Annotated in this window: 21 protein-coding genes; 7 read left to right on the top strand and 14 right to left on the bottom strand. The window is 70.7% G+C overall.

Going from position 1 to position 19,450, the window contains the following annotated elements; genetic code table 11:
- Positions 1 to 252 (bottom strand): helix-turn-helix transcriptional regulator (locus AB0395_RS39535; RefSeq protein ID WP_366290585.1); only part of this gene is annotated, 252 nt, incomplete at its 3' end.
- Positions 253 to 429: 177 nt separating this feature from the next.
- Between AB0395_RS39535 and AB0395_RS39530 the strand changes: the two genes are divergently transcribed.
- Positions 430 to 825: a hypothetical protein gene (locus AB0395_RS39530; RefSeq protein ID WP_366290583.1), complete on the top strand. Its 396-nt coding sequence runs from the start codon at positions 430 to 432 to the stop codon at positions 823 to 825.
- 179 nt (positions 826 to 1,004) lie between these two features.
- On the opposite strand, the gene AB0395_RS39525 is transcribed toward AB0395_RS39530, so the two are convergent.
- Entirely contained in the window at positions 1,005 to 1,610 is a 606-nt protein-coding gene (locus AB0395_RS39525; RefSeq protein WP_366290580.1) for a helix-turn-helix domain-containing protein, read from the bottom strand.
- A gap of 295 nt (positions 1,611 to 1,905) precedes the next feature.
- Here AB0395_RS39525 and AB0395_RS39520 point away from each other — a divergent pair, with 295 nt between their 5' ends.
- On the top strand, positions 1,906 to 2,850 hold the full coding sequence (locus AB0395_RS39520) for an endonuclease/exonuclease/phosphatase family protein (RefSeq protein ID WP_366290577.1): 945 nt from the start codon (positions 1,906 to 1,908) through the stop codon (positions 2,848 to 2,850).
- Here the strand turns inward: AB0395_RS39520 and AB0395_RS39515 are convergent.
- The 5 genes from AB0395_RS39515 to zwf form a co-directional block, all read right to left on the bottom strand.
- Entirely contained in the window at positions 2,801 to 3,754 is a 954-nt protein-coding gene (locus tag AB0395_RS39515) for an ATP-binding protein (protein WP_366290574.1), read from the bottom strand. The genes AB0395_RS39520 and AB0395_RS39515 overlap by 50 nt on opposite strands.
- Positions 3,755 to 4,129: 375 nt before the next feature.
- Positions 4,130 to 4,741: a bifunctional 4-hydroxy-2-oxoglutarate aldolase/2-dehydro-3-deoxy-phosphogluconate aldolase gene (gene eda, locus AB0395_RS39510; RefSeq protein ID WP_366290571.1), complete on the bottom strand. Its 612-nt coding sequence runs from the start codon at positions 4,739 to 4,741 to the stop codon at positions 4,130 to 4,132.
- Positions 4,738 to 5,697, bottom strand: a complete 960-nt coding sequence (locus AB0395_RS39505; RefSeq protein ID WP_366290568.1) for a glucokinase — start codon at positions 5,695 to 5,697, stop codon at positions 4,738 to 4,740. The genes eda and AB0395_RS39505 overlap by 4 nt, the downstream gene beginning before the upstream one ends.
- Positions 5,698 to 5,707: 10 nt before the next feature.
- A complete protein-coding gene (edd, locus tag AB0395_RS39500; protein ID WP_366290565.1) occupies positions 5,708 to 7,633 on the bottom strand; it encodes a phosphogluconate dehydratase in 1,926 nt (641 codons plus the stop codon).
- On the bottom strand, positions 7,630 to 9,105 hold the full coding sequence (gene zwf, locus AB0395_RS39495; protein ID WP_366290562.1) for a glucose-6-phosphate dehydrogenase: 1,476 nt from the start codon (positions 9,103 to 9,105) through the stop codon (positions 7,630 to 7,632). Before zwf ends, edd begins: the two co-directional genes overlap by 4 nt.
- A gap of 144 nt (positions 9,106 to 9,249) precedes the next feature.
- Between zwf and AB0395_RS39490 the strand changes: the two genes are divergently transcribed.
- Positions 9,250 to 10,419 (top strand): ROK family transcriptional regulator, encoded by a 1,170-nt coding sequence (locus AB0395_RS39490; RefSeq protein WP_366290560.1) that lies wholly within the window; start codon positions 9,250 to 9,252, stop codon positions 10,417 to 10,419.
- A 90-nt stretch (positions 10,420 to 10,509) separates the two neighbouring features.
- Here the strand turns inward: AB0395_RS39490 and AB0395_RS39485 are convergent, their stop codons facing one another.
- The 3 genes from AB0395_RS39485 to AB0395_RS39475 form a co-directional block, all read right to left on the bottom strand.
- A complete protein-coding gene (locus AB0395_RS39485; protein ID WP_366290558.1) occupies positions 10,510 to 10,704 on the bottom strand; it encodes a CsbD family protein in 195 nt (64 codons plus the stop codon).
- 163 nt (positions 10,705 to 10,867) lie between these two features.
- Complete coding sequence (locus tag AB0395_RS39480) at positions 10,868 to 11,374, bottom strand: GNAT family N-acetyltransferase (protein WP_366290556.1); 507 nt, start codon at positions 11,372 to 11,374, stop codon at positions 10,868 to 10,870.
- 210 nt (positions 11,375 to 11,584) lie between these two features.
- Positions 11,585 to 12,169, bottom strand: coding sequence for a copper chaperone PCu(A)C (locus tag AB0395_RS39475; protein WP_366290554.1), 585 nt, complete (start codon positions 12,167 to 12,169; stop codon positions 11,585 to 11,587).
- Between the two features lie 219 nt (positions 12,170 to 12,388).
- Here AB0395_RS39475 and AB0395_RS39470 point away from each other — a divergent pair, with 219 nt between their 5' ends.
- Entirely contained in the window at positions 12,389 to 12,967 is a 579-nt protein-coding gene (locus AB0395_RS39470; protein ID WP_366290551.1) for an ATP-dependent Clp protease proteolytic subunit, read from the top strand.
- Positions 12,968 to 13,130: 163 nt separating this feature from the next.
- Here the strand turns inward: AB0395_RS39470 and AB0395_RS39465 are convergent, their stop codons facing one another.
- On the bottom strand, positions 13,131 to 13,853 hold the full coding sequence (locus AB0395_RS39465) for a DUF2470 domain-containing protein (protein WP_366290549.1): 723 nt from the start codon (positions 13,851 to 13,853) through the stop codon (positions 13,131 to 13,133).
- An 87-nt stretch (positions 13,854 to 13,940) separates the two neighbouring features.
- On the opposite strand from AB0395_RS39465, the gene rpsD reads away from it, so the two are divergent.
- The gene (rpsD, locus tag AB0395_RS39460; RefSeq protein WP_366290546.1) at positions 13,941 to 14,555 is read left to right on the top strand and encodes a 30S ribosomal protein S4; all 615 of its coding nucleotides are present in this window, start codon (positions 13,941 to 13,943) and stop codon (positions 14,553 to 14,555) included.
- Between the two features lie 52 nt (positions 14,556 to 14,607).
- On the opposite strand, the gene AB0395_RS39455 is transcribed toward rpsD, so the two are convergent.
- Entirely contained in the window at positions 14,608 to 15,420 is an 813-nt protein-coding gene (locus AB0395_RS39455) for an ion transporter (protein WP_366290543.1), read from the bottom strand.
- Positions 15,421 to 15,518: 98 nt separating this feature from the next.
- Complete coding sequence (locus AB0395_RS39450; RefSeq protein WP_366290540.1) at positions 15,519 to 16,211, bottom strand: TetR/AcrR family transcriptional regulator; 693 nt, start codon at positions 16,209 to 16,211, stop codon at positions 15,519 to 15,521.
- 77 nt (positions 16,212 to 16,288) lie between these two features.
- Here AB0395_RS39450 and AB0395_RS39445 point away from each other — a divergent pair, with 77 nt between their 5' ends.
- Together AB0395_RS39445 and AB0395_RS39440 are read left to right on the top strand one after the other, a co-directional pair.
- Positions 16,289 to 17,101: an ATP-binding cassette domain-containing protein gene (locus tag AB0395_RS39445; protein ID WP_366290537.1), complete on the top strand. Its 813-nt coding sequence runs from the start codon at positions 16,289 to 16,291 to the stop codon at positions 17,099 to 17,101.
- Positions 17,098 to 17,841: an ABC transporter permease gene (locus tag AB0395_RS39440; protein ID WP_366290533.1), complete on the top strand. Its 744-nt coding sequence runs from the start codon at positions 17,098 to 17,100 to the stop codon at positions 17,839 to 17,841. The genes AB0395_RS39445 and AB0395_RS39440 overlap by 4 nt, the downstream gene beginning before the upstream one ends.
- 138 nt (positions 17,842 to 17,979) lie before the next feature.
- Here the strand turns inward: AB0395_RS39440 and AB0395_RS39435 are convergent, their stop codons facing one another.
- Positions 17,980 to 19,149 (bottom strand): right-handed parallel beta-helix repeat-containing protein, encoded by a 1,170-nt coding sequence (locus tag AB0395_RS39435; RefSeq protein WP_366290530.1) that lies wholly within the window; start codon positions 19,147 to 19,149, stop codon positions 17,980 to 17,982.
- Between the last annotated feature and the right edge of the window lie 301 nt (positions 19,150 to 19,450).

Here is a 19,450-nt window from a genome sequence, read left to right as displayed (position 1 = left end):
CTCCCTGCCGATCAGCGGCCAGAGCTTGACGAGGGTTCCGCCCGTCTCCAGCACCTCGTCGCATCTCTGCGCGAACTTCCTGGTGGGAGCGCGGGCGGCGGTCTCGATCAAGCCGACCAGAGAGGTGGAGTACGACGTCCGCCTGGCCAGCTCCTGCTGGCTCCAGCCCATCGCCTCCCGCAGCCTGCGCAGCTCGGAACCCCAGTAGGCGCTGACGCTCGTACTGGGATCCAGCTCTTTCGGAGCGGGCATGGGGGGCTCCCGTTTTTTCTGGGTCCTACAGGGGTCGGGGTGGAACCTACAGCCGACCCGAACCGAGGTGCATGTACCTCTTCGTAGTCGAACATCTACAGAAAGTAATCACTCCTGTTCACTCTGGGAAGGGGAAACGAAGAATCGCTTCCAAGGAATGCCGAGAGGAGGTGGACGGTGATGATCGTCCAAGGTGTGCGCGCCGGGACGCCCGCCGTACACGCCGCCGGTCTGCTCAGGGACGAGCTGGCACGGCAGGGTGTCGAGGGCGACGTCCACGGCGGTTACGGCCTGGCACTGGTATCGGTGCGGGAGGACCTGGTGATCTGGACGGACGGCATGGTCTACCGCTGGTGGACCGGGCGCACGTCGTCGAAGACGGGGCGGCGGCTCTACGCGGTCTACTGCGTGGACAACCCCGCCACCGTCGCGCGCGGGGTGATGCTGCGCTACGCCGAGCTCGGGGGAGGGCGTCGCGGTCCCGTGGCGTCCCCGCCCGACAGGACGGTGCCGCCGCCGGGCAGGGCCGTACGCCCGCTGGGCAGGGGGTCTCCCCGCCCGACGGGCCCGTGACCGCGCCGGTAGGGGCCGTGACCGCGCCCGGAAGGGCGGCCGAGGGCCGCCCGCACGCGGCGCCCATCCGGTAGCCCGGGGTTCGCGCCCTGTGGCTCGGTACGGCGGGCCCCGCAGGGCGGCCAGGGGGTTCGGCGGGCTCCGCCCGCCGGTTCGGGGGTGGCCCGGCGGCGCGCTTGTCAGCCGTCGGCCGTCAGCGGCCGGTGCAGAATGCCCTGCGTGGTCAGCGACAGCAGCCGGTCGGTCAGGCCCGCCCGCCCCGGGACCTGCTCGTTCGCCCAGGCGATCGCCGTGCCGAGCGTGAGCAACTCCTCGATGGCCAGGTCCGGGCGTACGGCCCCGGCCTCCTGGGCGCGCGCGAGAAGCCGTCCCGCCGCCGCCCGCATGGCCACGCAGGATCTGTGCAGCTCCGACTCCTCGTCCCGGATCCCGGTCATGACCGAGGCGGGAAGCCCGCGGTAGATGGCGCTGCCGACGGCGAAGTCGTGCAGCCAGGTGATCAGGGCGTCCGCGGGGGAGTCGGCGGTGAGCAGCTCACGGGCGCTGGCGCCCAGCTTGTCGAAGCCGTGGCCGATCAGCGCCTCCAGGAGTGCCTCGCGGGTGGGAAAGTGCCGGTAGAGCGTGCCGATGCCGACTCCCGCGCGCCTGGCGACGTCTCGCAGGGAGGCCTCGGTCCCCTGCTCGGAGAAGACGGTCCTTGCGGCGGTCAGCACCCGGTCGTGGTTGCGCCGGGCGTCGGCGCGCATCGCGGGTTCGGAGACGGTCGGTGCGTCGGTCGCTTTCACCGTGCGGCCTTTCAGGGATCGCGGGCGGAGTACTGATCCTATGTTCCGGAGCAGCGCTCCATATGTTGTGAGTCTAGCGAGGCGGCGATGAGCCCTCACGGGGCCGGTCGGTCCTGCTGTCCCGCTGTGCCACCGCGACGGCGTCGGGAGGGGAGCCGTTATGGGGAGGAGCCGGTAGAGTCGTCCGGCTCACCGGGCTCACCGCCGGTACGGGGCGGGACCGGGCGGCGTGAGCCATCCCACGGCAGGCCGCTCTGTGATCGCAGGAACGGCCGTCGAAGGGATTCCTCAGCGCATGAGACAGCGGTTGCGGGGCGGGCTCGTCGCGGTGACGGGCATGCTGGTCGCGCTCGTCCTCGCGGGACACCGGCTGCTGCCGAACTGGCGTGGATGGGGCAACACGCTCGACAGCGCCCTGCCGTGGTTCGGGCTCGCGGTTCCCCTGCTCGCCGTGGTCGCGCTCGCCAGGCGGTCACGGCTGGCGCTGGCGGGGGTGCTCGTCCCGGCCGTGACGTGGGGGGTGATGTTCGGGCCCGCATTCGTCCCCGTGGCGCGGACCGGGCACCGGGACCTGCGAGTGGTCCACCAGAACGTCAACCTCGCCAACCCCGATCTGGCGGGGACCGCCAGGGCCCTGGGCGCCACCCGTCCCGACATCCTCGTGGCGGCGGAGCTCTACGACGATCCGGTCCTGATGAACGGGACGGTCGATCCCGCGTTCGCCAGGGAGATCGACCCCGGCCTCCCCTACCGATTTCCCGACAATCCAGGCATCGCTGTGTGGAGCAGGTACCCCTTCGAGGGTAGGCCGATGCCCGTCCCCGGGGTGCCGCGCTCCCGGTGGGCGACCATCCGCACCCCCTGGGGGCCGGTGAACCTCTACGCGGTGCATCTCGCGTCGTTCCGCCCCGGTGAGCCGTGGGTTATCGCCGCGCGCAACGCGGAGGTGGAGGCGCTGGCCGCCGCGATCAGGGCGGATCACAGCCCCCGGATCATCGTCGTCGGCGACCTCAACACCGCGGCGACCGACCGCGAGATGCTCTCGCTCACCGAGACGCTCACCCCGGCGGCGGAGCAGGCGGGAGGCGGCCTGCAGTTCACCTGGCCCGCCGCGCTGCCCGCCGTACGTCTCGACCACGTGCTCACCCGGGGCTTCACAGCGCTCGACAGCCGGGTGCTGCCGAGGTCGATCAGCGATCACCGGGCGATCCTGGCCGATTTGCGGGTCTCTCCCCCCTGAGCGGGCGGGAGGGGCGGGCTCCGGTGAAACGGATGGCACCGAGCCTGTCCGCGGAGGGCCTGTCCAGCAGCGTGACCCCGGCGGCGGGCGGGAGGGGGCCGCGGCGGGCGCGGTCGACGAGGACCTGCCAGCGACGGCAGTGCCTGGCGAAGGTCGCGGCGGTCACCACCCGTCCCCGGGAGAACTGTCCCGCGCGTGCCGTCGCCGGTTCCACCTCGAGCAGGATCAGGTGGACCTCGCCGCCGGTCCTACGGGTCAGCCAGGCGAAGCCGTACAGGATGTGCGACCAGGTGCCACGGGTGTGCGCGACCACGTCGTGCCCACGCAGCACGGCCCGCGCGATCCGCCACACGTGTGTTGCGTGCACCAGCGGGGTGCGGGCCCGGTGCGGGATCGGGCCCAGATAGCGGGCCCACCAGTTGCGGGACTGCCGTGAGTCGATCACCCGTGTCCCGCCGGCGGCGACCGGCTCCCGCTCGTCGCCCCTCAGCCCGTACAGCCGGTCGAGCAGGGTGCTCTTGCCCGCGCCGGGAAGCCCGGCGAGCAGGACCAGCGAGCCCGCGGGGTAGTCCAGGACCTCGCAGCCGCCCTCCGGTGCCGGTCCGGCGGAGGAGGGCGGGGCGGGCGGGGCGGGCGCGCGGGGTGCGGGGGAGGGGAGGCCGGAGGTCACACCGGTGGTGGGGGAGGGGGCGCGGGGAGCCGGAGAAGGGGGATTTTCCCGGGTGGCACCGGTCGCGGGAGAGGGCACCCCGGTGGTGGGGGAGGGGGTGCCAGGGGGTGTTCCGGTCGCGGGGGAGGGGGGTTCCGGCGCCGCGGGGGTCGCGGAGAAAGGGATAGCGCGGGCGGCGAGGGGAAGGGCGGCAGATGTCGCACCGACGATGAGGGAGGACGGGTCTGCGGGCATGGGGGCTCCTCGAATGACACGGTCATTCGAGGTCTCCTTCACCCGCACCGCGCGGGCGACCGTCCGAGGACGCCGCAGGGCGCCCGTACTGACCGGAGCGGTTCTTGGGAAGTACTCCCCTCGTCGTTACAGGATAAGGGACACGCGTCTCCCGCTCCACCTTCCGGTCGTTCCGCGCCCCTACTGTGCCCGTGCCGAGACGAACATGTCACCGGGCCGTCCCGCTGGGAACGGCCCGGCGGTGCGGGAGGCGGTCCGTGGCCGCCTGGTGAGGCGGCTACGGACCGTGGGCCCCATGAGCGCCGGGCCTGGGCGCGGTGACTCGTGGCCGCACGCGGGCCGGAGAGAAGGCCCGCCCGCGAGATCGCGGTCGCCTCAGCGGAGCGCCGCCGCCTCGGCGGCCAGCTTCTCGATGCGGGCATAGTCACCCGTGGCGAGCGCGTCCGCCGGGGTCAGCCAGGTCCCTCCGACGCACCCGACGTTGGGCAGGGCGAGGTAGTCGGGGGCCGTCGCGAGCCTGATGCCGCCCGTCGGACAGAACCGCACGTCGGCGAGCGGGCCGCCGAGCGCCTTCAGGTACGGCAGGCCGCCCGCCGGCTCGGCGGGGAAGAACTTCATCTCGGTCAGGCCCCGCTCGGCCAGTGCCAGGACCTCTGACGCGGTCGCGACACCGGGCAGGAACGGCACGCCGCTGCCCTCCATGGCGTCGAGCAACGCGGGCGTGCTGCCCGGGCTGACCAGGAAGCGGGCCCCGGCGTTCACGGCGGCGGTCACGTCGGCCCCGGTGCGGATGGTCCCCGCGCCGATCACGGCCTCCGGCACTTCGGCGGCGATCCGTTCGATGGCCTTCAGCGCGCCCGCCGTGCGGAGGGTGACCTCGATCGCCGGCAGGCCGCCCCGCACCAGGGCGTTGGCCAGGGGGACCGCGGTCTCCGGATCGTCGATCACGACGACCGGGATCACCGGGGCGATGTCGAGCAGACTCATGCGTACTCCATGTTGGACAGGCGCTGGTTCAGCCATGCCGCCGCGCCGACGAGCGCGGGCTGGGGAGCCACGATCAGGTTCGTGGCTATGCCGGACAGGTAGTCATTCAGCATAGGGGCGCTCTCGAACCGGCGGCGGAAGCCACTGGAACGGACCCGCTCCACCATACGGGGCAGTACGCCGCCGCCGAGATAGACGCCGCCGCGGGCGCCCAGGGTGAGCGCCACGTTCCCGGCGAAGGTGCCGAGCATGTCGCAGAACACCTCGACGGTCTCCGCGCACAACGAGTCGTCCATCCTGGCCACGATGTCCGAGGCGGACAGACGGGGCACGTCGGCCCCGCGCACCAGCGCGAGGGCGCGGTGCAGCCGGGTCAGCCCCGGCCCCGACAGCAGGTGCTCGGCCACCACGTGCTCGAGCCCCTCTGCGCGCAGCGCGCGGACGATCTCGTGGTCCCGCTCGTCCAGGATCGGCACCGTGGCGTGGCCGCCCTCGCCCGGGATCGGAATCCATCCCTCGGCCGCGGGCACCAGGCCTCCGACACCGAGGCCCGTTCCCGGGCCGAGCACGGCCTTGATCCCGTGCGAGGGGTCGGGCCCGCCGAGTGAGACCAGGTCGCCGTCCCCCAGGTAGGGCAGGGAGGCGGCCAGGGCCTCGAAGTCGTTGAGCAGTTCGGCGTTCGGGATGCCCAGGGCGTGTACCGACCCCGACCATCCGGCGTTCGTGAGCCGGTAGCGGTCGCCCTCGACGGGCCCCGCTATCGCGATGCAGGCCGCTCCCGGCTGAACTCCGCCCGCGTGTTCCGCGAGATAGGCGGCTACGGCTTCGGGAAGGCCCTCGTGATCGGCTCCTGCCAGCACGGCCACCGCCTCGGGGCCCCCGCCCCGCTCGGTGACCAGGCCGAACCGGGCGTTCGTTCCTCCGATGTCGGCGACGAGCCAGGGCAGGCTCACCATCGGGCCGCCCTCACGCCCTGCCCCCGTCTGCGAGGCCCGCGACGCTTTCCGCGTGGCCGTTCAGGGCGAAGATCCCGGCGCCGCGTTCTGCGGGGCCCGCCGTACGGCGGAAGGCGGCGAACAGCTCGCGCCCGGTGCCCACCCACTGGGCGTCGGTGAGCGGCGCGCCCTGCGGAGTGCGGGCCGCGAGCTCGTCCGCGGGGACCAGCAGTTCAAGGGTGCCCGCGGTCGAGTCGAGGCGGATCGGGTCACCGTCCTGGACCAGCGCGATCGGACCGCCGTGCGCGGCCTCCGGCGACAGGTGGATGGCGGCGGGGACCTTGCCCGACGCCCCGGACATGCGTCCGTCGGTGACGATCGCCACCCGCTGCCCCCGGTCGAGCAGTACCGCGAGCGGCGGGGTGAGCTTGTGCAGCTCGGGCATGCCGTTCGCGCTCGGCCCCTGGTAGCGGATGACGGCGACGAAGTCCTGGCCGTCCAGCTCGCCCGCCTCGAAGGCGCGAAGCAGTTCGAGCTGGTCGTCGAAGACCTTCGCCGGGGCCTCGACGACCAGGTGCTCCTGCTTGACCGCGGAGACCTTGCTGACCGCGCGGCCCAGGTTGCCGTCGAGCATGTGGATGCCGCCGTCGGGGGAGAACGCCGCGGAGACGGGCCGCAGCACGTCGAGGTCGGTGCTGCCCTCGGTGCGCTCCTCCCACACCGGCTCGCCGTCCTTCAGCGTGGCGGCGGAGCGGTAGTGGTCGAGACCTTGCCCGGCGATCGTCAGCACGTCGCCGTGGAGCAGCCCGGCGTCCAGCAGGTCGCCGATGAGCACCTGCATGCCGCCCGCGGCCTGGAAGTGGTTCACGTCCGCCTGCCCGTTGGGGTACATGCGGGTCAGCAGCGGCACCACCTTCGACAGTGCCGCCAGGTCGTCCCAGAGCAGCTCGATGCCCGCCGCGGCGGCGATCGCGACGAGGTGCATGGTGTGGTTGGTCGAGCCGCCGGTGGCCAGCAGCGCGACGCAGGCGTTGATGATCGCCTTCTCGTCCACGACCTTGCCGACGGGGGTGTACTCGCCGCCGTGCGCGGTGATCTCGACCGCGCGCCTGCCCGCGGCCCTCGTCAGGGCCTCGCGCAGCTCGGTGCGCGGGTTGACGAAGGTCGCTCCCGGCAGGTGCAGACCCATGACCTCGATCATGACCTGGTTGGAGTTGGCGGTGCCGTAGAAGGTGCAGGTGCCGGGCGAGTGGTAGGACTGCGACTCGGCGTCGAGCAACTCGGCCTTGCCGACCTTGCCCTCGGCGAAGAGCTGCCGGGTGCGGGCCTTGACCTTGTTCGGCAGGCCCGAGGTCATCGGTCCCGCGGGCACGAAGACGGCGGGCAGATGACCGAAGTGCAGCGCGCCGATCAGCAGGCCCGGCACGATCTTGTCGCAGACGCCCAGCATGAGGGAGGCGTCGAACATGTCGTGCGAGAGCGCGATCGCGGTGGCCATCGCGATGACCTCACGGCTGTAGAGCGACAGCTCCATGCCCGCGCGGCCCTGCGTGATGCCATCACACATGGCGGGCACGCCGCCCGCGAACTGCGCGACGCCACCCGCCTTGCGGACGGCCGCCTTGAGGATCGGCGGGTAGGTCTCGTACGGCTGGTGCGCCGACAGCATGTCGTTGTAGCTCGACACGATCGCCACGCCTGGCTTGACGTTGGCCCGCAGGTCCAGCTTGTCGCCCTCACCCGCGGCGGCGAAGCCGTGGGCCAGGTTGGCGCAACCCAGGCTGCCCCGCGCGGGCCCGCGCTCGCGCGCGGCCTCGGCTTCGGCCTCGAGCCGCGCCAGGTAGGCGGTACGGCTGGCGCGGCTGCGTTCGGCCAGGCGGTCGGTGATCTCCTGGATGATGGGGTTCATCCGGCCTCCTGTGTCGTCGTGATCTCCGTGCTCGGTGCGGTCGCTCATGCGGGGTCCCCCTCGTGCCAGGTGCGGCCGCTGCGGGCGACGAGCTCGTGCGCTCCCGCGGGGCCCGAGCTGCCCGCCGGGTACGGCTCGGGCGGCGTGCCGTGCGACTCCCACTCGCGGAGGATCGGGTCGATCCACAGCCAGGCGGCCTCGACCTCGTCACGCCGCATGAACAGGGTGGGGTTGCCGGTGAGGACGTCCATGAGCAGCCGCTCGTACGCCTCGGGTACCCGGGAGGTGAAGGTCTCGGCGAAGCTCAGGCTGAGCGGGACCGGCTTGAGCGCGACCTCGCCCGCGCCCGGCTCCTTGGCCATGATGTGCAGCTGGATACCCTCGCTCGGCTGCAGCCGCAGCACCAGCCGGTTCGGGGTGCTGCCGGGGAAGATCGAGTGAGGCACGTCCTTGAACTGCACCACGATCTCCGAGCACCGGTACGGCATGCGCTTGCCGGTGCGCAGGTAGAACGGCACGCCGGCCCAGCGCCAGTTCTTCACCTCGGCGCGGATCGCGGCGAAGGTCTCCACCCGGTGCGAGGTCTCGGTCGGCGCGGTGTTGTCCGGCTCGTCGAGGTATCCGGGGACGCGCGCGCCGCCGAACTCGCCCGCTGTGTACTGGCCGCGGACCGTGAAACGGTCGACCTCGCCGCCGACGATGGGCCGCAGCGACTGCAGGACCTTGACCTTCTCGTCACGGATGGACTCGCGGTCGTTGCGTGACGGGGGTTCCATCGCGACCAGGCAGAGCAGCTGGAGCAGGTGGTTCTGCACCATGTCGCGCAGCGCGCCCGCGTGGTCGTAGTAGCCGCGCCTGCCAGGGGTGCCCACGGTCTCCGCGGCGGTGATCTGGACGTGGTCGATCCACAGGGAGTTCCAGATCGGCTCGAGGAACGCGTTGGCGAACCGGAGCACGAGCAGGTTCTGGACGGTTTCCTTGCCCAGGTAGTGGTCGATGCGGTAGATCTGCCGCTCGTCGAAGATGGCGCCGACCTCGTCGTTGATGCGCTGCGCGCTGGCCAGGTCGCGGCCGAGCGGCTTCTCCAGCACCACCCGGGAGGCGGGGGTCACCAGGCCGACGCGGTCCAGCTGCCTGCAGAAGGAGCCGAACGTCATGGGCGGGCTCGCCAGGTAGAACACCCGGGTCCGCTCCTCGTGGCCGCCGAGCATGGCGGTGATCTTCTCCCAGCCGGTCATGTCCTCGCCGCCGATGTCGACGGAGACATGGTGCAGCCTGCCGAGGAAGCGCTGCCAGACGTCCGGGTCGTCGACCGGGACCGAGGCACGGACCTGGGCGTCCACCTTGCCGCGGAAGTCGGCGTCGTCAAGCCCGCCCCGGGACATCGCGATGATGCGGGTCTCCGGGGAGAGGCGGCCGTCACGGTCGCAGTGGTACAGCGCGGGAAGAAGCTTCCGCATGGAGAGGTCACCTGTGCCGCCGAAGACGATCAGGTCGGCGGGCTGCGGGGTCTCGGACATGGGGAGTGCTCCATGTGATCTACCGGAATTAGGGATAGATCGGACACTATCTACATCTTGCGCTCTACACAAGCGGAGTTTTGTCATTTGAGATGAGAAAGTTTGAACTTTTCATTTCCTAAGGGGGTGTGGTTCACTTAGCGGATGCCTCGACGTCCCGCTGCCGCGCTCGCCACCAGCGGTGAGGTGCTTCGCCTCATCCGCACCGGCGAGGCTGTCACGCGCGCGGACATAGGCCGTGTCACCGGCCTGTCCAGGCCCGCCGTCTCACTGCGGGTCACCGAGCTGCTGGACCGGCGCCTCGTCGTCGAGGACAGCGAGGGCCCCTCGACCGGAGGCCGCCCGCCGACCCGCCTGGTCTTCAACGCCTCCGGCGGTGTCGTGCTGGTCGGCTCCCTGGGAGCGAGCAGGGCGCAGATCGCGGTGTGCGACCTCGCGGGTGGCGAGCTGGCCCGCGCCGATCTCGAGATCGACGTTGAGGAAGGGCCGGACGTCGTCCTCCCACTGGTCATGCGGACCTGGAGTGAGCTGCTCGGCGACCGGCCTGTCTCCCAGGTACGCGGGGTCGGCCTGGGGGTGCCCGCGACGGTCGAGTTCGCGGCGGGCCGTACCGAGAGCGCCCGCATCATGGCGAGCTGGACCGGCGTCGCCATCCCGCCGATCATCGCCGAGTGTTTCCCCGCCCCTGTCTTCCTCGACAACGACGTCAACGTCATCGCGATCGGCGAGCACCGGGCCGTCTACGCCGGGCAGGCGGACGACCTGCTGTTCATCAAGGTCTCGACCCGGATCGGCTCCGGCGTCATCGCGGGCGGCGAGATCCTGCGCGGCGCGCTGGGGGCGGCGGGGGAGATCGGACACATCCCGGTGCGCGACGGCGGGGGAGTGCTCTGCCGGTGCGGCAACGTCGACTGCGTCGACTCGGTCGCCAGCGGCACCGCGATCCTGCGTGACCTGCGCGCCAGGGGACACGAGGTGAAGACCCTGGCCGACGTGGTGAGCCTGGTGCGCGCCGGTGACGCCGAGACCATGACCGTCGTGCGCAACGCCGCCCGGATGCTGGGGGAGGTCGTGGCCAGCGCCGTCAACCTGCTCAACCCCGCGGTGGTCGTCCTGGGCGGCGACGTGGCCGAGACCTTCCAGCCCCTGGTCTCCGGGGTGCGCGAGGTCGTCCACCGCCGCTCGACGGCCCTGTCGACCCGCAACCTGCGGATCGAGCGCAGCAGGCTCGGCCCGGGGGCGGGCATCGTCGGCTGCGCGCACATGGTCCTCGACCACATCCTCTCGCCCGAGGCCGTCGACTCACCCGCCTGAGCCGCGGGCCCGGCCCCCGGCCCCCGGCCCCCGGAAAAGACCGGACGGCGGGGCCGGGAAGATCCCGGCCCCGCAGTCCCGTCGCGGAAGTCAGCTCTTGAAGGCGTCCTTGACCTTCTCCGCGCTGTCCTTCAGCTTTTCCCCCGCCTGCTTGAGGTGGCTCTTGCTCTGGTCGGCCCGCCCCTCCGCCTCAAGGCGCTCGTCGTCGGTGAGGCGCCCCGCGCCCTCCTTGACCTTGCCGCCAAGCTCTTCGGCCTTGTTGGAGATCTTGTCTTCCGCACCCATAGCGTGATTCCTCCCCTTACATCCTCCATGCGAATTTTCATCGCGTGTGGTACTCAGTGTCCGCAGATGAGAGTGGTAAACATGGCGGGCGCCCATCCCCGTGCCCGCCGGGAGTCGGGCGTTCCGTGCGGGACCGCCCGGCGGTACGGCCGCGCGGCGGGTCCTACCCGGACGCGATGAGCCGTTCCATGGAGAGCATGGGGGTCCGATAGTGGCCGTGGGGCTCGGTCTCGGTGTAGCCGAGGCGGCGGTAGAGGTCGATGACCTGGTGGCGCTGCGGCATGACGTCGAGGACGAGACGGGTGAAGCCCCGCAGTTCGGCCTGCCTGTGCGCGTGCTCCATCAGGATCCTGCCGGCCCCGCCGCGGTGGGCGGGGCGTGCGTACAGGCGGCTGACCTGGACGGCGTCCGTCCCGGGAAGGGGCTTGAGGCCGACGCCGCCCACCAGGATCTCGTCCCGGCAGGCGAGCAGGAACGCGCCGGGGGAACGGTAGGCGACGTCCGGGTTCCGGCACTCGTCCCTCATGGCGGTGGGCAGCTCGTCGACGGTCGCCGGGGCCGGACGCCCCAGCTCCGCCTGGGTGGCTCCCATGTACTCGAAGATCAGCGTGGCGACGTCCGCCCAGCGCCCTGTCGTGGACGCGTCCAGGACGCGGATCGGGGAGGTCATGGCGTGCCCCGCATGCCGTGCTCGAGGCGGGATCCGGCGCGGGGGGCGGGGAGGGCCGGCGTGATGGGCCCGGCGGCGATCAGGTGGGCCCGGTGTCCACCCTGATGGTGGCATAAGGTCGATTGCATCCCCATATCATTGACGATTCCTTGATCGCCTCGCGAGGCCTCCCCCTCCGGGCTGGTGGCCTTCTGCGGACCACGGGGTCTGTCAGCCGCTCCCGGCGCCCGTGCCGGGCCGGTAGTCCTCCTCGCCGCCCGCGAAGTCCTTGCCGATCGCGGTGAACTCCAGGGTCTCGCCACCCTGCAGGGTGAGGGTGAAGCCGATCTGCGCCCCAGGCTTCACCTCTTTCTTCACCTTCATGAGCATGATGTGGTCGCCGCCCGGCTGAAGCTGGTGGGTGCCTCTGGCCGGGATGACGAACCCGCCCTTCTTCGGCTGCATGACCGCCTTCCCTCCGGAGTCGGCCACCTCGTGCAGCTCGATCCTCGACGACAGCGGGGAGCTTCCCGACACGACGGTGATGTCGCCGTCGGTGTTGTTGACCAGCGTGCCGAAGGCGGCGGTCATGCCCGTCCTGGTGGTCTTCACCCACGGGTCGTTGATCGCCAGCGGCGGCCCGTCCATGGAATCCCCGGGAGCGGTGGACGGAACGGGCGTGGCCGGTGTGCTCGCCGCGGCGGGCGCGGCCTCCTTCCGGGCGGGCTGCCCGGCGGGCTGCCCGCCGCAGGCACCCGTGGAGACGGTGGCGAGGGCGGCCATGAGACCGGCGGAGAGGATACGGCGAACGATCATGAAAAGGCCTTCCCGGATGTACGGCGCGCGGCAATCATCACACAGCCGCGGTCGTCCCGGGCGCAGGAACGCGGTGCGTTCACGGCAAATGAATTCAACCCGGACTGCGCTGTGAGCGAAAAGCGCTCACAGCGAACGATGCGAAAACACGGGGGCGGGGCGCGTTATGGTCGCAGGGATTCACCATTCGTAAATTCTGATTCGGAGCGGGTGAAAGAGATGACCAGTCCGCAGCCGGTGTTCGAGGACCAGCTGTATCAGAGGCTGTTGCGCAAACGGATCGTCGTGCTCGGCAGCGAGGTGAACGACGAGGTGGCCAACCGGATCTGTGGCGAGTTGCTGCTGCTGTCCGCGGACGACGACCAACGCGACATCTGGCTCTACATCAACTCGCCGGGCGGCTCCGTGTCCGCCGGGATGGCCATCTATGACGTGATGCAGTACATCCCCAACGACGTCGCCACGGTCGCGATGGGCATCGCGGGCTCCATGGGGCAGTTCCTGCTCTGCGCGGGCGCACCAGGAAAGCGCTACGTGCTTCCGCACGCCAGGGTCATCATGCACCAGCCGTCCGGCGGCCTGGGCGGAACCGCGACCGACATCGCCATCCAGGCGGAGCAGATGCTCTACACCAAGCAGACGATGCGCGAGCGGATCGCCTTCCACACCGGCCAGACACTGGAGCAGATCGAGGAGGACTGGGACCGCGACCGCTGGTTCACCGCGACGGAGGCCAGGGACTACGGATTGGTCGACGAGGTCATTCGCACCACGAGAGAGGTTGTCTCGGACAATTAAGTGTTCGTTCTCGGAATAATTCTCCTGCCGTTTCCCGTGCGTGCCGGGAATCGTGCCTGAGTTTTTCCGGGAGGTCACGGAGGGGCCCGCCGTGCGGCCGGTCGACGGTCGACGGTCGCCGTGAGGGTGTGGCGGGCCCGCTCTCCGCGTGCCGTCGGGGGCGTCAGCGATGGCAGAGCAGGCAGCGCAGGGCGCGCTCCAGGGATGCGGCGTCGGTGATGGGGGCGGGCCAGGGCAGGCGGATCAGGGTCGGCTCGTCGATGCCGGAGCGCACGGTCGCGCCGAACCGGTCGAGCTCCCAGAGCCAGACATCGGGAACGGGGCCGTCCAGCAGGGAGGCCAGCGCGCTCTCCAGTTGCTCCCGGTGCGCGCCGTTGACATGGTGGAGCATGCGTTCGGCGACCTCCATCAGCGGGTCGGGGCGGGCGCCGAGATACTCCTCGCCGTCGAGGGCGCCGGACTCGGGCCCGGTGAGGTAGAGCACCTGGCCGACGTCGACGCGCAGCAGCCGCGGGCCGCCCCCCTCGAGAGCCTCGAACAGCGCCTCGTCCGGGCAGCGCTCCGCGATCGTGATCGCGGCCTCCCGCGCCTCGGCCTCCGGCACGGTCTGCGCCCAGCCCTGCACCTTGAGCAGGCCGCGCGAGGCCTCGACTCCTCCGAGGGAGCGGCTCGCCGTCAGGTCCACGGTCACCACCGGCTCGTCGTACGCCCCGTGGAGCGGCTCTCCCGGCATGACCAGCAGCACCGGGCGGCCCCTGCCGTCCACGCCTCCCCTGGCGGGTACGGCGGGCAGATCGGTGCCGGGCAGGGACACGTGGGTCGGGGCGGCCGTGGCGGCCAGGGTGCGGACCCGCTCGGGGATCGGGGGAGCGGTGACGGGCTGCATGAACAGGCTCTCCTTGAGATCAGGGGACCGTTTGACCTAAGGTAAGGCTTACCTCACTAAGGCAAACCTAATCACAGAGGAGTGACTGTGCGCTACACCGGACCCAAGGTGCGGCTGTCCCGCAGGGCGGGCGTCCCGCTGACCCGCAAGGCCGTCCGCTACTTCGAGGAGCGGCCCTATCCGCCGGGCGAGCACGGACGCAAGACGAACCGGCGGCAGAGCGGCGACTACGGGTTGCGGCTGATGGAGAAGCAGAAACTGCGCTGGTACTACGACGTCTCCGAGCGCCAGATGCGCCGCTACTGGGACATGGCGCTGCGCGGAACCGGCCGCTCGGGGGGCGAGCTGGTCGTGCTGCTGGAGAGCCGCCTGGCCTCCCTCGTCCTGCGTGCGGGCCTCGCCCCGTCGATCTACGCGGCCCGTCAGTACGTCACCCACGGTCACATCACCGTGGACGGCCGCAAGGTCGACATTCCCAGCTACCTGGTCAGGCCGGGCCAGGTCATCGCGGTGCGCCAGAAGTCCAGGGGGATGCAGCCGTTCGTCGCGGCGGCGGAGGGCACGTACGCGGACGACCGGGTCGCCGCCTACCTCGACGTGAACCACGCCGATCTCAGGTTCACCCTGGTCGCTCGCCCCTCGCGCGAGCAGATCACGGTCCCGGTCGACGAGCAGCTCGTCGTGGAGTTCTACTCCCGCTGACCGCGCCTGCGCCGCCCGCGCCGCCGGGTCCCGTGAACGCCCCGCCCGGAGGTCATCCGCCGCCGGGCGCCGCCGGGACCCGGTCCCGCAGCTCGCGGACCTCGGCCCTGAGCTCGGCCAGCTCCGCGAGTACGGCGGCGCTCAGCTCCTGCGTCGCCTGAACCGTCACGTTGGCCGACTCCTCGGCCTGCTCGTCCTCCATCGCCCTGACCACGACGGCGATGAAGAGGTTCAGCACCACGAAGGTGCACACCAGCATGAACGCCACGAAGAAGATCCAGGCCGCCGGATGCTCGCCCATCACCTCCCTGGTGATGTCGGACCATCCGTCCCCGGTCATCATCTGGAACAGGGTGAACAGCGAGGTCGGCAGGTCCCCGAAGTACTCCGGCGCGGTGGCGTGATAGAGCTTGGCGCCCATCACCGCCGCGACGTAGAGCACCAGGCCGAGCAGCAGCACGATCGACGTCATCCCCGGCACCGCGTTGAGCAGGGCGGTCACCACCCTGCGCAGGCTGGGCACCACCGAGATCAGGCGCAGTGCCCGCAGAATCCGCAGCGCCCGCAGCACCGAAAGGCCGCTCGCGACGGGCAGCAGGGAGACCGTGACGATCGAGGTGTCGAACAGGTTCCACGGGTCGAGGAAGAACCGCCCCCGGTAGACGTAGATCCTGGTGAGCAGCTCCGCCACGAAGATGTAGAGCGCCACGTGGTCGATGACGGTGAGCGCCGTGCCGTACCGTTCGACGGCCACGGCGGAGGTCTCCAGTCCCAGGGTCGCCGCGTTGATCAGGATGACCGCGATGATGGCCTGCTGGAAGCGCGGAGCCTCCAGGGCGGCGCGGGCACGCTCGCGCAGCGGCACGGATGACTCTCCCTGTGATCGTGGGTCAGGTGAACTGCCGCAAGATCATACCGTTTTGGGAGACTTTCGCCCCATGGGTCGGTCCGGCGCTCCAGACCTCAGGCCGAGGGGGCGCGGGAGGCGCTCTCCCCGATCTCGTCCGGCGTCTCCTGGGCCGCCTCCCTGACACAGTAGCCGCCGATCCCCGACTCCAGCAGCCCGAAGGCGTGCCCGGCCTGCTCGCGCAGGTCGGGGAGGATGGCGGCCACGCTCTCGCCCGCGAGCTGGCGCCGTACGGCGTGCGTCATCAGCGTGTGCAGCGCCGCGCAGATCTGGGCCGCGACGAGAGCAGGGGTGAGGTCGTCGGGGGCGGCGTCGGCCTCGTCGGCGAGGGTTTCGGCCAGAGCCTCGATCCGGAGCTCGTTCATCTCCCGTAGCCGGGCGGTGAGCGCCGGGCTCGCGTTCACCAGGCGGCCGAACACGTCGCTCCCCTCGTGGAAGCCGTACCGCCAGTCGCCGGTGTTCAGCGCGTCCACGAAGTCACGGTGCACCGCCCGCACTGCGCTTTCTCCCCGTCGCCGCTCCCGCACGATCCTGCCGAGCATCCCGACCACCTCGTCCTGCCGGTCGAAGAGCAGGTCTTCTTTGGCCGGGAAGTAGTTGAAGACGGTGTTCACCGAGACGTCCGCCGCTCTGGCGATCTCCGCCACGGTCACGCTGTCGAAGCCTCGCATCAGGAACAACCCCGTCGCCGTGTCGGAGATGCGTGCCCGCGTCTCCCGCTTCTTGCGCTCGCGCAGTCCCTCGGTCATGCGGTCATTCTATGGTGTCGGACAATTTTTGGTGTTGCACCAAATTTGTGGCTACTCTAAGTTTGGAGGCGATGAAAATGATCAAGACATCAGGCTTGAGCAAGACCTTTCCCGGCGGCGTGGACGCCGTCCTGGGGGTGGACCTCACCGTCGAGGCCGGGGAGATCGTGGGCTTCCTCGGCCCGAACGGCGCGGGAAAGACAACCACCATGCGCATGCTGACCACCCTGCTGCGCCCGACCGGCGGCACCGCCACGGTCGCCGGGCACGACCTGCTGGCCGATCCCCGCGGCGTACGGCGGCGCATCGGCTACGTGTCCCAGGGCGGCGGGATCGGCCCGGCCACTCCGGTGGGGGACGAACTCCTACTTCACGCCATGCTGTACGGCATGCGTCCCGGCCGGGCGCGCGAACGGGCCGGGGAGATCCTGGAGCGGCTCGACCTCTCGGGCCTGGAGTCCAAGCCTGGCGGCGCGCTGTCCGGCGGCCAGCGCCGCCGCTTCGATCTGGCCTTCGGCCTGGTCCACGGCCCCTCGCTGCTCTTCCTCGACGAGCCGACCACCGGCCTCGACCCGCAGAGCCGGGCCAACCTCTGGGACCACGTCCGGCGTCTGCGCGCTGAGGAGGGCCTCACCGTCTTCCTGACCACGCACTATCTCGATGAGGCGGACACGCTGGCCGACCGTCTGTTCATCATCGACCACGGCGCGATCGTGGCCGAGGGCACCCCCGCCGAGCTCAAGGGCGGCACCGGCACGCTCGACGACGTCTTCCTGTCGATCACCGGCCGCTCCCTGAGAGAGGATCGGCCCACGGGCGATCCGGGACCGGGCGCCCCGGATGGGACCGGTGGCGGGCCGGTGGCGCGCGCGGCGGATGAGGGGCGGTGAGCGAGGTGAAGGACATCCTGCGCGACACCTGGATCGTCTTCCTGCACAACACCCGGATCGTGTTGCAACAGCGGGTCGGGATCGTCTTCGGAGTCGTCCAGCCGATGCTCTACCTGGTGCTGTTCGGGCCGCTGTTCGCCACGATCGGCACCTGGGAGACCCTGGTGCCCGGCCTGCTGATCCAGGTGGCGCTGCTCAGCACGGGCCTGGCCGGGTTCGGCATCGTCTTCGACGCCAGGTCCGGGGTGCTGGAGCGGCTCAGGGTCACCCCGGCGCACCGCGTCTCCCTGTTGCTCGGCCGGGTGCTGAGCAGCTCCGTGACGCTGCTGATCCAGTCGGTCATGCTGATCGCCGTCGGCTACGCCTTCGGCATGCGCGCCTGGCTTCCGGGCGTGCTGGCCACTCTCGTCCTCATGACACTGCTGGGCGTCAGCCTGGCCGCGCTGTCGAACGCGATCGCCCTGAACATCGGCCCCGAGATGTTCGCGCCCGTCATGAGCACCGGGGTGGTCCCGCTGATCCTGCTGTCGGGCGCGTTCCTGCCGATGTCCATGGCGCCGGGCTGGCTGGACGCGCTGTCGCGGGCGACGCCGTTCCGCTACGTGCTCGAGGCCGTCCGCGACCTGTTCCGAGGGGAGTACGCCACCGGCACCGTGGTCGCCGGGGTCGCGGTCGCCCTGGTCATGTCGGCCCTCTGCGTGACCGTCGGCACCCGGGTCTTCAACCGGGAGAACGCGTAGGGACGCGCCGGTGTGACACGGGAACCGCGCGGGCGCCGTCGGCTGCCCGCGCGGCTTCACCGGGCGGCACGCGAGAGGAGGTTCACCGGGCGGTGCGCGAGTGGACCCGGTGGGAGGGAACCACCCTCTGGGGAGGGACTAGTCGCATTTCAGGTCGGGGTTGACAGGCGCGCAGGGCCCCTGGTTGCCGCCGCCGTCGATGATCTGGCCTTCGGGCACCCAGATCAGGGGGCCGACGTTGGACGCGCCGGTGTTGCGGGCCAAGCCGATCCTGGAACCGGGTACGGTGCGGATGTGGATGCCGCCCCGGACCGGGTTGCCGTCGCGGTCCCTGATCCCGTTGGGCGAGCGGCCGTTGTTGGTGAAGACGTTGTCGGAGATCCACTCCGGGTTGTCGCGGTCGGCCTTGTTGTCGATGAGGATGCCCACGGTGCGGTTGCCGGTGAACCGGTTCTGCCTGATCGCATAGCCGGTGGAGTCGTAGCCCCTAAAACCGACGTTGTTGTCCCGGATGACGTTGTCCTTGAACGTGTTGGTCGTCTCTGGGGCCTGCGGCGTGTTGCCGGAGATGGCGGTCGCCGTGTTCTTCATGGTGTTGTCGACGAACAGGTTGCGGGTGGACGGCTTCAGCAGCGAGATGCCGAAGTTGTCGAAGACGTTGCCACTGTAGAGGCCGCCGCTTGACTCCTCCAGTTGCAGGGCGCCGCTGGTCAGAGCGCTGGACCGGATCGTGCCGCGGGTCTGGTCGAGCACGATCCCGTTGTGGACCGTGCAGTTGTCGACGGTGACCGTGGACTTCACCGCCGAGAGGCCTTCCAGGGCGCAGGTCTGCTGGCTTCCGCTGAACGAGGCAGAGACGTTGGTCAGGCGCACCTTCGCGTTGTCGGTGAAGCGCGTCCGGATGACCGTCAGTCCTGTGCCCGTCCCTCTCGCGGTCGAACCGGTGGCTGAGATCCCGCTGAAGAAGCCGGAGATGGTGCCGTTGTCCACCACCGTGTTTGAGTGGTTCCCGACCTCGATGCCGCTTCCCGGTGAACCTGGGCCCCTGATGGTGTGGCCCGCGAGGTCGATGACGACGTTGTCGGCGCCGACGGTCAGCGCGGTGCCAGGGCAGGTGAGGTCGGCGGTCAGGGTCACGTCGGAGGTCACCACGGCGCCGCACTTCACCTCCGTCGCGGACGCCGGGCCCGGTACGGCGGAGGCGGGGGAGGCCGCGCCCAGCCCCGCCGTCACCAGGGCCGCCGTGGCGACCGCACGCACCGCCTTCGGTAATCGTGCTCCGCCGCGCGGCCTGTGGTTCGAGGTCACTGATCCTCCGATGTCGCACTGACTGCTTTTTCCGGATAACCAGTGAGAAATTCACCGGTGCCGGAGTCACGGACCAAGAGTGCACGAAGATCGACGGGAGGAGAAGACCTTAGACGATCACCGCGGGTGCCGCGGGTGAGTCCGGGAGACGGTGCCGGCGGGCCTGCCGGAGACGCCGTCGTGGACGGCGCCGTTCCACGGCCTGGGTGGGCGGGGGCATCTGGCCGCGCGGGTGCCGGTGGGCGCCCGCGCGGCCTCACCGGACGGATAGGGGAGAGTGGTGACGCGAGGACGGGCCGGC

It is taken from the genome of Streptosporangium sp. NPDC051023, from assembly GCF_040689595.1.
Classification (GTDB): domain Bacteria; phylum Actinomycetota; class Actinomycetes; order Streptosporangiales; family Streptosporangiaceae; genus Streptosporangium.
Note: the sequence above shows the minus strand (reverse complement) of the source record. Positions and strands in the feature narration are given on the sequence as shown.

Excerpts from the sequence above, each read along its gene's own strand:
- AB0395_RS39520 (WP_366290577.1), top strand. The coding sequence starts at position 1,906 with ATGAGACAGCGGTTGCGGGGCGGGCTCGTCGCGGTGACGGGCATGCTG.
- AB0395_RS39515 (WP_366290574.1), bottom strand. The coding sequence starts at position 3,754 with ATGCCCGCAGACCCGTCCTCCCTCATCGTCGGTGCGACATCTGCCGCC.
- eda (WP_366290571.1), bottom strand. The coding sequence starts at position 4,741 with ATGAGTCTGCTCGACATCGCCCCGGTGATCCCGGTCGTCGTGATCGAC.
- AB0395_RS39505 (WP_366290568.1), bottom strand. The coding sequence starts at position 5,697 with ATGGTGAGCCTGCCCTGGCTCGTCGCCGACATCGGAGGAACGAACGCC.
- edd (WP_366290565.1), bottom strand. The coding sequence starts at position 7,633 with ATGAGCGACCGCACCGAGCACGGAGATCACGACGACACAGGAGGCCGG.
- zwf (WP_366290562.1), bottom strand. The coding sequence starts at position 9,105 with ATGTCCGAGACCCCGCAGCCCGCCGACCTGATCGTCTTCGGCGGCACA.
- AB0395_RS39490 (WP_366290560.1), top strand. The coding sequence starts at position 9,250 with ATGCCTCGACGTCCCGCTGCCGCGCTCGCCACCAGCGGTGAGGTGCTT.
- AB0395_RS39485 (WP_366290558.1), bottom strand. The coding sequence starts at position 10,704 with ATGGGTGCGGAAGACAAGATCTCCAACAAGGCCGAAGAGCTTGGCGGC.
- AB0395_RS39480 (WP_366290556.1), bottom strand. The coding sequence starts at position 11,374 with ATGACCTCCCCGATCCGCGTCCTGGACGCGTCCACGACAGGGCGCTGG.
- AB0395_RS39475 (WP_366290554.1), bottom strand. The coding sequence starts at position 12,169 with ATGATCGTTCGCCGTATCCTCTCCGCCGGTCTCATGGCCGCCCTCGCC.
- AB0395_RS39470 (WP_366290551.1), top strand. The coding sequence starts at position 12,389 with ATGACCAGTCCGCAGCCGGTGTTCGAGGACCAGCTGTATCAGAGGCTG.
- AB0395_RS39465 (WP_366290549.1), bottom strand. The coding sequence starts at position 13,853 with ATGCAGCCCGTCACCGCTCCCCCGATCCCCGAGCGGGTCCGCACCCTG.
- AB0395_RS39450 (WP_366290540.1), bottom strand. The coding sequence starts at position 16,211 with ATGACCGAGGGACTGCGCGAGCGCAAGAAGCGGGAGACGCGGGCACGC.
- AB0395_RS39445 (WP_366290537.1), top strand. The coding sequence starts at position 16,289 with ATGATCAAGACATCAGGCTTGAGCAAGACCTTTCCCGGCGGCGTGGAC.